12 protein-coding genes are annotated in these 12,841 nt (G+C 58.1%); 6 read left to right on the plus strand and 6 right to left on the minus strand.

The annotated features are described in order from the left end of the window. The 4 genes from dnaA to gyrB all read left to right on the plus strand — a co-directional run bounded on the left by dnaA (position 1) and on the right by gyrB (position 6,074). Positions 1-1,371: a chromosomal replication initiator protein DnaA gene (gene dnaA / locus ONZ54_RS00005; protein ID WP_005319544.1), complete on the plus strand. Its 1,371-nt coding sequence runs from the start codon at positions 1-3 to the stop codon at positions 1,369-1,371. 82 nt (positions 1,372-1,453) lie between these two features. Next, the gene (gene dnaN, locus ONZ54_RS00010; RefSeq protein WP_005319542.1) at positions 1,454-2,557 is read left to right on the plus strand and encodes a DNA polymerase III subunit beta; all 1,104 of its coding nucleotides are present in this window, start codon (positions 1,454-1,456) and stop codon (positions 2,555-2,557) included. A gap of 2 nt (positions 2,558-2,559) precedes the next feature. After that, on the plus strand, positions 2,560-3,663 hold the full coding sequence (gene recF, locus ONZ54_RS00015) for a DNA replication/repair protein RecF (protein WP_011898202.1): 1,104 nt from the start codon (positions 2,560-2,562) through the stop codon (positions 3,661-3,663). Then, positions 3,660-6,074, plus strand: a complete 2,415-nt coding sequence (gene gyrB, locus ONZ54_RS00020) for a DNA topoisomerase (ATP-hydrolyzing) subunit B (protein ID WP_005319540.1) — start codon at positions 3,660-3,662, stop codon at positions 6,072-6,074. Before recF ends, gyrB begins: the two co-directional genes overlap by 4 nt. Before the next feature lie 67 nt (positions 6,075-6,141). Here the strand turns inward: gyrB and ONZ54_RS00025 are convergent, their stop codons facing one another. From ONZ54_RS00025 to ONZ54_RS00045, 5 genes are all read right to left on the minus strand, one after another. Further along, positions 6,142-6,906, minus strand: coding sequence for an N-acetyltransferase (locus ONZ54_RS00025; protein ID WP_271787215.1), 765 nt, complete (start codon positions 6,904-6,906; stop codon positions 6,142-6,144). A 203-nt stretch (positions 6,907-7,109) separates the two neighbouring features. Further along, the gene (locus ONZ54_RS00030; RefSeq protein WP_271788321.1) at positions 7,110-7,487 is read right to left on the minus strand and encodes a VOC family protein; all 378 of its coding nucleotides are present in this window, start codon (positions 7,485-7,487) and stop codon (positions 7,110-7,112) included. 70 nt (positions 7,488-7,557) lie between these two features. After that, entirely contained in the window at positions 7,558-8,262 is a 705-nt protein-coding gene (locus ONZ54_RS00035; RefSeq protein ID WP_271787216.1) for a helix-turn-helix transcriptional regulator, read from the minus strand. 71 nt (positions 8,263-8,333) lie between these two features. Then, positions 8,334-9,293 (minus strand): GlxA family transcriptional regulator, encoded by a 960-nt coding sequence (locus ONZ54_RS00040; RefSeq protein WP_059169635.1) that lies wholly within the window; start codon positions 9,291-9,293, stop codon positions 8,334-8,336. Between the two features lie 90 nt (positions 9,294-9,383). Next, the gene (locus ONZ54_RS00045; RefSeq protein WP_271787217.1) at positions 9,384-10,154 is read right to left on the minus strand and encodes an MBL fold metallo-hydrolase; all 771 of its coding nucleotides are present in this window, start codon (positions 10,152-10,154) and stop codon (positions 9,384-9,386) included. Positions 10,155-10,434: 280 nt separating this feature from the next. Here ONZ54_RS00045 and ONZ54_RS00050 point away from each other — a divergent pair, with 280 nt between their 5' ends. Both ONZ54_RS00050 and ONZ54_RS00055 read left to right on the plus strand, forming a co-directional pair. After that, complete coding sequence (locus ONZ54_RS00050) at positions 10,435-10,848, plus strand: Hsp20 family protein (protein WP_271787218.1); 414 nt, start codon at positions 10,435-10,437, stop codon at positions 10,846-10,848. 93 nt (positions 10,849-10,941) lie between these two features. Continuing rightward, entirely contained in the window at positions 10,942-11,379 is a 438-nt protein-coding gene (locus ONZ54_RS00055) for an Hsp20 family protein (RefSeq protein WP_271787219.1), read from the plus strand. Positions 11,380-11,437: 58 nt separating this feature from the next. Here the strand turns inward: ONZ54_RS00055 and ONZ54_RS00060 are convergent, their stop codons facing one another. Further along, positions 11,438-12,688 carry a valine--pyruvate transaminase gene (locus ONZ54_RS00060; protein ID WP_271787220.1) on the minus strand — a complete coding sequence of 417 codons (1,251 nt, stop codon included), beginning with the start codon at positions 12,686-12,688 and terminating at the stop codon, positions 11,438-11,440. Positions 12,689-12,841 lie beyond the last annotated feature (153 nt).

The following is a 12,841-nucleotide window of genomic DNA, read 5'->3' on the forward strand; positions in this document are numbered from 1 at the left end:
GTGACTGCTTCGCTATGGCAGCAGTGCCTTAACCGGCTGCAAGATGAGTTGCCCTCGGCAGAATTCAGCATGTGGATCCGGCCGCTTCAAGCGGAGTTGAGTGACAATACTCTGACCCTGTATGCACCGAATCGCTTTGTTCTGGACTGGGTACGAGACAAGTATCTCATCCGGGTTAACGGCATCATCAATGAACTCTGTGGGGTCGATGGCCCCACCCTGCGTTTTGATATAGGTAATCGTCCCCATCCCGTTGCGATCGCAAGAGCGCCAGCGCGGGGTGCTGCGCCTGTGAATAACTTGCAGAAGAGCTGGGAAAGCAAGGCTGACGCCAAGCCTGAGCCGAACCACAAGAGCAACACCAACGTGAACTATACCTTCGAGAACTTCGTCGAGGGCAAGTCCAACCAGTTGGCCCGTGCGGCTGCCCGTCAGGTAGCCGACAACCCGGGTGGCGCTTACAATCCTCTGTTCCTCTATGGCGGCACCGGTCTGGGCAAAACCCACCTGCTGCATGCCGTTGGCAACGCCATCAAGGAGCGCAAGAAGGACGCCAAAGTCATCTATATGCACTCCGAGCGGTTTGTGCAGGATATGGTGAAGGCGCTGCAGAATAACGCCATTGAAGAGTTCAAGCGTTATTACCGTAGCGTCGATGCCCTGCTCATCGATGACATCCAGTTCTTCGCCAACAAGGAGCGCTCTCAGGAGGAGTTCTTCCATACCTTCAATGCGCTGCTTGAAGGTAACCAGCAGATCATCCTGACCTCGGATCGCTATCCGAAGGAGATCAACGGTGTCGAGGATCGTCTCAAGTCCCGCTTCGGCTGGGGCCTGACGGTAGCGATCGAGCCGCCGGAGCTGGAGACCCGCGTCGCCATCCTGATGCGCAAGGCGGATGAGAACCAGATCCACCTGCCGGACGAAGTGGCCTTCTTCATCGCCAAGCGTCTGCGATCCAACGTTCGTGAACTGGAAGGCGCCCTCAACCGGGTGATCGCCAACGCCAACTTTACCGGTCGTGCCATCAATATCGATTTCGTGCGCGAAGCGCTGCGCGACCTCTTGGCATTGCAGGAGAAGCTGGTCACCATCGACAACATCCAGAAGACGGTGGCTGAGTATTACAAGATCAAGCTGGCGGATCTGCTGTCCAAACGCCGCTCACGCTCCGTTGCCCGTCCGCGTCAGCTGGCGATGGCACTGGCCAAGGAGCTGACCAACCACAGTTTGCCGGAGATAGGTGATGCCTTTGGTGGCCGTGACCACACTACCGTTCTTCATGCCTGCCGCAAGATTGAGCAGCTGAAGGAGGAGAGTCACGACATCAAGGAGGACTATTCCAACCTGATCCGAACCCTCTCTTCCTGATATGACGGTGAGTGGACAGATGCAGCGCGAATATTCCAACCTGATCCGAAACCTTTCGTCCTGATAACAACGGAGAGCACAGATGCAGCTCGAAATTAGCCGTGAGGCCCTGTTACGTCCTCTGCAACTGGTGTCCGGTGCCCTGGGTGGCCGGCCGACCCTGCCGATCCTCGGCAATGTCCTGCTTGATGTCAGCCAGGGTCTGCTGTCGCTGACCGGGACTGACCTGGAAGTCGAGATGATAGGTCAGGTCTATCTCAATAATGAGAGCCAGGATGGCCGCACCACGGTGCCGGCGCGCAAGCTGCTGGATATCTGCCGTGGCCTGCCGGAAGGGGCGGACATTCGCCTCAACACCGAAGGCGAGCGCCTGATCATCCGTTCCGGTCGTTCCCGTTTCAACCTGTCGACCCTGCCTGCCAGTGAATATCCGAATATCGAGGATTGGGAATCCGTGCTCGAATTCGACATTGGCCAGCTGGAGTTGAAGAAGCTGATCGATGCGACCCAGTTCTCCATGGCGAGCCAGGACGTGCGTTACTACTTGAACGGCATGCTGTTCGAGAGCGAGGGCCACGGTCTGCGTACCGTGGCGACCGATGGCCACCGTTTGGCCACCTGCCGTCGCGAGGTAGTGGAAGAATCGCTGCCCGATCATCAGGTTATCCTGCCCCGTAAAGGTGTGCTTGAGCTGGTGCGCTTGTTGGAAGCGGAAGACAAGCCGGTAAGGCTGCAGATTGGTCGCAGCAACCTGCGCGCCGCGCTGGACGGCTTCATCTTCACCTCCAAGCTGGTGGATGGCCGCTTCCCTGATTGGCGTCGGGTTATTCCGCGCAACAGCGACAAGGCCCTGATTGCCGGTCGTGAGGATCTGCGTCAGGCATTCGCCCGCGCCGCCATCCTCTCCAATGAGAAATTCCGTGGGGTGCGTCTCAATCTGCAGGAAAACCTGCTGCGCATTACCGCCAACAACCCGGAACAGGAAGAAGCCGAAGAGCTGCTTGACGTACAATACGAAGCCAGCGAGATGGAGATAGGTTTCAACGTCTCTTATGTGCTGGACGTGCTGAATACGTTAAAATGTGACCAAATTCGGATTAGCCTGAGCGATTCCATCAGCAGTGCCATTATTGAGGATTTTGATCATCAGGATGCTCAGTACGTGGTGATGCCGATGCGGATCTAGTCGTGTCCCTGGTCAAACTCCAGCTCAGCGACTTTCGCAATATCCAGCAGGCCAGCCTCAAGCTGTCCCCCGGTCTCAATATCCTGGTCGGGTGCAATGGCAGTGGCAAGACCAGCGTGCTGGAAGCCATTCACTATCTTGGTCTCGGTCGCTCCTTTCGTACTCACCTGACCGGGCGGGTTATCCGCCAGGGGGAGCGGGCCTTTACCCTGTTTGCCCAGTGTGAACTGGAGGGGCGTCAGGTGCCCATCGGGCTCGCCAAGGACAAGAGTGGCGAGACCCAGCTCAAGATCGCCGGGGCTCAGGCCCAGCGACTGGCCGATCTGGCCGAGCTGTTGCCGGTGCAGTTGATCCATCCCGATGGCTTCAACCTGCTGACGGGGGGGCCCCAGGCTCGCCGGGCCTGGCTGGATTGGGGCGTTTTCCATCAGGAACCGACCTTTTTCTCCCTGTGGGGACGAGTGCGGCGTCTGTTGAAACAGCGCAATGCGCTGTTGCGCCAGAGCACCCAGTATCGCCAGTTGGCGTTCTGGGATCAGGAGCTGGTGCGGCTCGGGGGTGAACTGGCCGAGTTTCGCGCCAGTTATTGTCAGGCCATTACGCCCCTGATCAAGGAGATGACGGCAGATTTTCTGCCCGAATTCGACATCAGTCTCGGTTTCTATCGGGGCTGGGAGAAAGATACCCCCCTCGGCGACTTGCTGGAGGCGGGGTTTGAGCGGGATCGTACGCTGGGTTACACAGGGGTAGGCCCACAGAAGGCCGATGTGCGGCTCAAGGCGAACGGTGTGCCTGCTCAGGATATTTTGTCCAGGGGTCAGCTGAAGTTGTTGGTCTGTGCCATGCGACTGGCCCAAGGGCTCTATTTGAATCAACATAGCAGCCGTGGCTGTATTTTTTTAATTGACGATTTTGCCTCTGAACTGGATGTCGACAAGCGCCGTTTGCTGGCCACAAGGCTGAAGCAGTGCGGTTCTCAGGTGTTTATCACCGCCATCGACACCGGTCAGCTCGCAGACATGATGGATGCGAATGACTGCAAGTTGTTCCACGTGGAACAAGGCAAGATCTCCGAAACGTTAGAGAAGGCAGAGAGTAAGCTATGAGTGAAAATACTTACGACTCCTCGAATATCAAAGTACTGAAGGGCCTGGATGCGGTCCGGAAGCGCCCGGGGATGTACATCGGCGATACGGATGATGGCTCAGGTCTGCACCACATGGTGTTTGAGGTCGTCGATAACTCCATTGACGAGGCTCTTGCTGGCTACTGCTCCGATATTCTGGTCAAGATCCATTCCGACGGTTCCGTATCCGTGCGTGACAATGGCCGGGGTATCCCGGTAGACATGCACGAGGAGGAGGGCCGCTCCGCCGCAGAAGTCATCATGACTGTGCTGCACGCCGGCGGTAAATTCGATGACAACTCCTACAAGGTGTCAGGCGGCCTGCACGGCGTGGGCGTCTCAGTTGTTAACGCCCTCTCTGACAAGCTGTTGCTGACCATACGTCGCAACGGCCATGTCTACGAGCAGACCTATCACCTGGGTGAGCCGCAGGCGCCACTCAAGCAGATTGGCGACAGCAGCAGCGGCACGGGTACCGAAGTGCGCTTCTGGCCGAGTCCGACCATCTTTACCGATACCCTGTATCACTACGAGATCCTGGCCAAGCGTCTGCGCGAGCTCTCCTTCCTCAACTCCGGTGTCTCCATCCGTCTGCAAGATGAGCGTGATGGCCGCGAGGTGCATTTCTGCTATGAGGGCGGTATCAAGGCGTTCGTTGAATACCTGAATCAGAACAAGACCCCGATCCACCCCAAGGTGTTCCACTTCTCCACAGAGCAGGACGGCATCGGTGTCGAAGTCGCCATGCAGTGGAACGATGCCTATCAGGAAGGGGTTTACTGCTTCACCAACAACATCCCGCAGCGGGATGGCGGTACTCACCTGGTGGGTTTCCGTACCGCGCTGACCCGTACCCTCAATACCTATATGGACAAAGAGGATTACAGCAAGAAGGCCAAGTCGGCCGCCAGCGGCGACGACGTGCGTGAAGGTCTGATTGCGGTCATCTCGGTCAAGGTACCGGATCCCAAGTTCTCCTCCCAGACCAAGGACAAACTGGTCTCTTCCGAAGTGAAGACCGCCGTTGAACAGGCGATGGGTGAGAAGCTCGGCGAGTTCCTGCTGGAAAACCCGGGCGATGCCAAGATAGTGGTCAACAAGATCATCGATGCGGCCCGTGCCCGTGAAGCGGCCCGCAAGGCCCGCGAGCTGACTCGCCGCAAGGGTGCGCTGGATATCGCCGGTCTGCCCGGCAAGCTGGCAGACTGCCAGGAGAAAGACCCGGCCCTCTCCGAACTCTACATAGTGGAAGGGGACTCTGCTGGCGGTTCCGCCAAGCAGGGTCGCAACCGGAAGAACCAGGCCATACTGCCGCTCAAGGGCAAGATCCTGAACGTGGAGAAGGCCCGTTTCGACAAGATGATCTCCTCGCAAGAGGTGGGCACCCTGATCACAGCCCTGGGCTGTGGTATCGGTCGTGACGAGTACAACCCGGACAAGCTGCGTTACCACAACATCATCATCATGACGGATGCGGACGTCGATGGTGCTCACATCCGTACCCTGCTGTTGACCTTCTTCTATCGTCAGATGCCGGAAATCATCGAGCGTGGTTACATCTACATAGCCCAGCCGCCGTTGTACAAGGTCAAGAAGGGCAAGCAGGAGCAGTATCTGAAAGACGAAGATGCGCTGCTGCAGTACCAGACTGCCATGGCGCTGGATGGTGCTACCCTGCATGTCAACGAGTCGGCGCCACCTATCGGCGGCGAGGCATTGGAGCGTCTGGTCAACCAGCACCGCGCAGTGTCTCACCTGATCACCCGCATGTCCCGTCGGGCACCGGATGCCGTGCTGACCCAGCTGATCTATCAGCCTGAGTTGAACGAAACCCTGCTGGCCAGTGAAAGCGATCTGCTGGCCTGGTGCCAAGGCATGGAAGCCGTGCTCAACGAGAGCAACCACGGTATTCAGTACCAGATCCAGGTGCGTCGTGACGAAGAGCGCAGCCTGTTCGTGCCGCACGCCGTCGTGCGTCAGCACGGGGTTGACCGTGAATATGCGATCAGCTACGACTTCCTGCAGTCCTCCGAGTACCGTCAACTGGTCTCGCTGGGCAAGGAGATTGCGAACCTGATCGAGGACGGTGGTTTCATCAAGCGTGGCGAGAAGGTCAAGCCGATCGCCAACTTCGTGGAAGCGGTCGACTGGCTGATGGGCGAAGGCAAGCGTGGCATCTACATCCAGCGCTATAAAGGGCTGGGCGAGATGAACCCTGATCAGCTGTGGGAAACCACCATGGATCCGGAAGCCCGTCGCATGCTGCGCGTCACCATCGACGATGCCGTCGGTGCTGACCAGCTCTTCTCCACCCTGATGGGTGATGCCGTTGAGCCTCGTCGTGACTTTATCGAGACCAACGCCCTGCGCGTAGCCAACCTCGACGTCTAATCGACGCAGTCAGACAGCAAAAAGCCGCTCCTTGTGAGCGGCTTTTTTACATCTGCAGTCAGCGGGATCAGAGCAGTTTGCTCATGATGACCAGATTATGGGGAAGCTCGGTACCATCCTTTGTCGTGCGGTGACGTAACGCAGGCACTATGTGGTGAATAGCCCTGAATCCTAACCTGGTATAAAAAGGCTCGGCGGTCTGGGTGCCCAGATTGATTTCGCACACCCTTTGCAGGCTCAGGTACTCCAGCACTGTATTGGCCATCAGTGTGCCGGTTCCCGCGGGTTGCCCCGGTTGCACAACGATAGTGCCAATATAGGCATAACGACGCTCTTCTTTAGTCCAGATTGACCCGGACATGCCACCCTGCAGCTTGCCATGCTCATCGCGCAACATCAGCACAAACGTTGGCCTGATCTTTGGGTCCTGCTCATTGACGACTTCGACATAGAGGGTCTTGCCAGCCGGGTGAGTGCCACACTGCCATCTGAAGATAGCGGTATGGTCGGGGCCTGCTGGCATATGAACCGCTTCATGCTGATAACCGGCTTGCATGAGTGGGGAGCTCAATGCCTGATAGGTGGTGAGGATAATCACCTGATTGATGAAGTAGCCCTGTTGCAACTGTTCGCCAATCAGCTGATTCAGATAACCGATCGGCGAGCCGAGAAAGCCGGCTTCCGGATAATGGACGATCACATTCGGGTTGAAGCCAAACTCCTGCTCACGCAGTTGGAGCAGGGTGAACAGTGCCAGTTGTTGCTCTGTCAGTTCATCCGGGGTGCTGTTGGTCGGCTGGTAAAGTCTGAGGGAGTTATGTCGAGAGGTCATTGTTTTTCCAGATAATCAGGCTTGAGGATGATAACACAGGCAATGCAGCTGGTTAGCGAGGCACCTCCTGATGTTCCACGTGAAACACTGGCAGTTGAAAGGATGATAGTGTCGCTGTCGGCCGGGTTGAAATAACGAAAATGCCGAACGCCTGATTAGCGTTCGGCATGTTTCCTGATGTACAGATGTGGATACCTGAAGATTTAGACTGGCTCGGCACACGGGCAGTAGAGGCGCAGGCGATGGCCATCCGGATCGAGCGCCATGCCGGTGTAGCCAAACTCCATCTTGGTTGGCTGCTGGAGTATGGTCAGGCCGCGAGCCTGCCACTCGGCCAAGCCCGTATCGACACTGGCTTCATCAGGCAGAGGGAAGGCCAGCTCCATGGCGCCTGCACTCTGGGTAACAGCGGGTTCTACTGTGGCACTGGACCAGAGCACCAGCCTGGCGCCCGACTCGAACACGAACATGGCAAAGGTGGGAGACTCTTCGACTGGCGGATGGCCAAACAGCTCGCGATAGAAGAGGGCGCTGCGAGCCGGATTCGCGACATAGAGAATGGTGAACTGTGGGACTAACAACATGGTAACGCTCCTTGATTCGGTGGAGGGCGCATTTGCGCCGACCCCGTCAGCATGGCGCTACCTGCTGTCAGTTTCTGTCAGCAATGAATTTTGGTTGCGGGATCTGCTGGGTAGCACGCCACTCTTTCAGCAGGCTCTCTCTGCTCTTGGGATAGCGGTTATCTTCCAGCTGCATCCAGGCGATGCGATCTACCCGAAAGTGGCGAAAGCCCTGCCGCAGTTCGCACCAGGCGACCAGTACCCGCACCTGCTCGAAGTAGCCGAGAGCAAATGGCCAGACGGTGCGCTCAGATAGCTCCTCTTTCAGATCGCGATAGCTCAGGGTCACCTTGCGCTGCTGGCGGATGGCGCTGCGCAGGGGAGCCTCATCGACAGGGCTGTCGCTGCGGGAGGTGCCGATCAGCAGGGCATTGGCCTGGAGCTGTTGGCGGTATTCGGCGGGCAGCACGGCCTCTATCTTGGCCAGTGCACTGCTGGCAGATGCACTCAAGGCTTCATCACAGTGCACGACGACCCAGCGTGAACCCAGCACCAGGGCTTCCAGCTCCTCTTCGCTGAACATCAGCGGTGGCAGCATGAAGCCAGGGCGCAGCACATAGCCGATACCGGGCTCACCTGCGATATGGGCACCTTGAGCCTGCAGGGTGGCGATATCCCGATAGAGGGTGCGCAGACTGATGCCAAGCTGGCTGGCCAGCTCTGTGCCTGTGATGGCGTAACGGTGACCGCGCAACAGCTGGAGCAGGGCCAGCAGGCGTTCGGAACGGGACATGGCATGGCTCCTTGGGATCTGCGGTTAGGGTGCCATGTTTGGGCGAGCCGGGACAGTGTGAGAAGAGCGACTCACTCCTTGTTGCCACGAAAAGATCGCCGCCATTCGCTCGGCGAAACCGCGAAGCGGGCCCGAAAATGTTGGCGCAGGGAGGTGGCTGTCTTGAAACCCACCAGTTCGGCGATGCGTTCTATGGGGTGGGTGCTGGCTTCCAGCAGCTCCTGGCAGCGCCTGAGGCGCTCGATCAGCAGCCACTCCCCGACGGAGAGGCCGGTGGCCTGATGAAAGCGGCGGGTAAAGGTACGACGACTCATCAGGCTGTGGGCCGCCAGGCTGTCGAGGGTATGCGGCTCCGGCAGGTGGGCTCGCAGGTGATCGAGCAGCTGGTTCATCCTGGTATCCCTGGTAGAGGCGGAGACCGGCTGCTGGATGAACTGGGCTTGGCCACCTTCCCGGTGGGGCGGGATCACCAGCCGTCGTGCCACCTGGTTGGCAATGGCGCTGCCGTGGTGCTGGCGTACCAGATAGAGGCAACAATCCAGTCCGGCAGCTGTGCCCGCCGAGGTGACCAGCCCCTCGTCATCCACATAAAGGGCGTTGGTATCGAGCCGCACGCAGGGAAAGCGGCGGAGGAAATCCTGCTCGTACTCCCAATGGGTCGAGGCCTTGCGTCCATTGAGCAAGCCGGCATAGGCGAGCACATAGGTGCCGAGGCAGAGTCCCACCACCTCAGCCCCTCTGGCATGAGCCGCCGTCAGGGCATCGAGCAGTGGCTGGGCCGGGCGTTCTGCCGGGTCGCGCCAGAAGGGAATGATTATGATGTCCGCCTCGGCCAGGGCCTCCAGCCCATGAGGTGCCTGGATGCTGAACCCCTGTGACGAATGCGAGCTGGCCTTGCCATCCCCGGCACAGAGCCTGAGCTCGAACAGGGGCTGACCCGGCAGTATGTCGCCGAAGATGAGGCAGGGCACTGAGCAGTGAAAGGGGCTGAAGTGGTCAAAGGCCACGACGGCAACTATCGGTATGGGCATGACGCTGGCCTCCTCTTTGCGCGATGAACAACCATGATATGCGCTGGCAGCTGAAAGCCGAAGGGCCATGCGGATGCACGGCCCCAGCCATCACAGCGAGAGCGTGTCGCCATCTTCCGGCACCGGCACCCGATCCGCCATGCCGTGCTCGGCCAGATAGTCGCGCAACTCCTTGCGTGACAGCACGGCATGATTGACCGCCTCCATGTGGCTGGCAATCAGGGTGGCCTGTGGCGCGGCCTGATAGACGGCCCGCACATCCTCCTTGCCCATGATGATGGAGCCCAGCCCCGGCACCTGGGCATCACCACAGTTGAGGATGATCACCTCAGGTTCGTGCTGTCGAAGGCTCTGTGCGACCATCTCGTTCCAGACTGTATCACCCGCCAGATAGAGGGTTTTCTCTTGCGGGTGGGAGAAGACAACACCACATACTTCACCCAGCCGCTCGGCCAACGCAGCCATGACCTGATCGTTGCCGTGTTGCCCCTCTGTCTGTTGCAGGCGGATACCGGCAAATTCGACCTGCTCGCTCAGAAGGCGCACATCTTTGAAGCCACAGGCACGTATGGTGTCGGCATCTTTCTGATGTTGCACAAACAGCGGCAGATGCTTGGGGATCTGTTGCTGAGCGACCGGGTCCCAGTGGTCCAGGTGATCGTGGGTGACGATCACCGCATCCACATCGAGAATCTCCGCCAGGGGCAGGGGCAGCTCGACCAGGGGGTTGTGCAGGTGGCAGTTGGCTGTTCCGGCGAAGGCGGGCAGTGTCCCCTTCGCTGCCAGCATGGGGTCGATCAGAAAGCGGGTACCGGCATAGTCGATCAGCAGGGTGGCGTTGCGAACCTGGGTAATCTGCATTGTGTAGCTCCGTGATAATGGCGAGATGTGCAACCAGTATGACGGGGGATGCGGGCAGCCATGAGTGGCCCGCGGGTCGATTATCGATCCTATCGGGCCAGGTGAACGAGACGACTGTGTGCCGGGCAAATTCTAAAAATTTCTTTGATTTTCGCCCTTGAAAGCAAAAAGCTGGCCCCTATATAGGTAACAAGGCCGGAACGCTCGACAGAGGTTTCGACCAGGAGCCCGTCCGACAGGAGGGCAAATAATCCGTTATCGCTCACAAGAGGGTAATACTATGCGTTCTATCGATTTTTCCCCGCTCTATCGTTCTGCAATCGGTTTCGATCGTCTGGCCAATCTCATCGAATCTGCGGCCAGCAATGGCAATGCCGGTTATCCCCCCTACAACATCGAGCAGCTGAGTGACAACGACTACCGTATCAGCATGGCGGTGGCTGGCTTTACCCAGGAAGAGCTGGAGCTGAGCTTCCAGGAAAATCTGCTGACGGTGAAGGGCAACAAGCAGGCAGAGTCCGATCGCAACTATCTGTATCAGGGCATAGCCGAGCGAGGCTTCGAGCGTCGTTTCCAACTGGCCGACTATGTGCGGGTGAAAGGGGCTGATCTGAAAAATGGCCTGCTGCACATCGAGCTGATGCGAGAAGTACCCGATGCGATGAAGCCGCGCAAGATTGAGATCAACGGCTAACGCCTGATTTGAATCCATTTTTACCAAGCTTCCCGGGTGCCGATGACGGGCCTGTGGAAATGAAAACCTGTTGCTTATTAGAAGGATAGGATTATGCGTAACCTCGATTTTTCTCATCTCTATTCCAATGCCGTCGGCTTTGAGCGGATGGCCAGTGAGCTGGAGGGCCTGTTTGAACAAAAAGCAGCAGCCTATCCCCCTTACAACATCGAAAAGCGGGAGCACGACAGCTACCGCATCACGCTAGCGGTGGCAGGCTTTGAGCGCGAAGAGCTGGAGCTGGAAACCGAAAACGGCACCCTCAAGGTGAAGGGGCGCAAGGCAGCTGCCGGTGAGCGTCAGTTCCTCCATCAGGGTATCGCAGAGCGTGACTTCGAGCTCGCCTTCAAGCTGAGTCAGCACGTTGAGGTGCAGGGCGCCAAACTGGAACATGGCCTCTTGACCATAGATCTGGCTCGCGAGCTGCCCGAGGCGCTCAAGCCTCGTGCCATCGAGATCGGCAAACCCGATCAGCTGGCGCTGCCCAACTAAGTGACAAGAGATGAAAAAGGCCTGCGATTGCAGGCCTTTTTGTTTTTGGCAGGCTTGATCAGCGAGCGTAGAGAGTATTGATTTCGTCCGCAAGGATGGCAATGCCACGGCGCACCAGCTCCTCGCTCTGGGAGTAGTTGAGGCGGATGCACTCCTGGCTGTGGCGCCACTCTGGGTCATCAATGCCGGGGAAGAAGTAGTGACCAGGCACGATCAGCAGATTCTTGGCCTTCAACCGTTCATACAGCTCCTGGCTGTGGATCGGCAAGCCTTCGAACCAGAGCCAGAGGAAGAGGGCGCCTTCCGGCTTGTGGATATGGAAGCGCGGGTCCGGGATGGCGTCTCGCAGCAGTTGCACTGCGAAGTCGGCCTTCTGCTTGTAGAAGGGTTTCACCACTTGTTCACTAAGGGCAATGATCTCGCCGCTCTCGATCATGGGGATTGTGATGGCGGGCCCCAGGCTGCCCGGCGCCAGGTTGATGATGCCGCTCAGGTTGGTGATGGCCTGGATGATCTTCTCATCGGCGATGACGATGCCACAGCGGGTGCCTGGCAGTCCCAGCTTGGAGAGGCTCATGCAGAGGATGGTGTTGGCGTTCCAGAACGGCTTGGCCTCGCTGAAGATGATGCCGGGAAAGGGCACACCGTAGGCGTTGTCGATCAGCAGTGGTATGCCCTTGTCGCGGGCGATTTGATCGAGGTGTTCAATCTCCTCGTCGGTCAACACGTTGCCGGTCGGGTTGGTCGGCCGAGAGACGCAGATCACGCCGATATCGTCACCCACCTGCAGACTTTCGAAATCCACATGGTATTTGAACTGGCCATCGGGCAGTTTCTCTATGGTGGGTTTGTACGCCACGAAATAGTCATCGGCCAGTGCCGAGTCGGCATAGCCAATGTATTCGGGCGCCAGGGGGAAGAGCACCTTCTTCTTGCGGCCATCTGCGAACTCACCGGCCAGCAGGTTGAACAGGTAGAAGAAGGCATTCTGGCTGCCGTTGGTCAGGGCGATATTGCGGGACGTGATATCCCAGCCGAGCTCCTTGCTGAGCAGGGTGGCCAGTGCCTTGGTGAACCTGTCTTTGCCTTGGGGGCCGTCGTAGTTGGCCATGGCTTTGACCAGTTCGCCATTGTCGAGCAGGTTTCTGGCTTCGGTTTGAAAGCGCTCCAGCATGGCGGGGATCGGAGCCGGATTGCCGCCGCCCAGCATGATGGCGTCCGGATTGGTCAGCCCCTGATTAAGGTCATCCATGAGTTGGGTAATGCCGGCGTGGCGAGTGAACTTCTCGCCGAACAAGGAAAATTCCATTCGGTGACGGATCCAGAGTCAGTTACGGGGATGTAGCACCATAGCTCAGTTTAAAAGCGGGTGTCGATCAAAATAACGGGACGTTCCACGTGGAACATGACTCAATAATCGAGCATGGTAAAAAATACCACTAATGGGTTTAAAAATGACCAC

This window comes from Aeromonas salmonicida (assembly GCF_028355655.1).
Taxonomy (GTDB): Bacteria; Pseudomonadota; Gammaproteobacteria; order Enterobacterales; family Aeromonadaceae; genus Aeromonas; species Aeromonas salmonicida.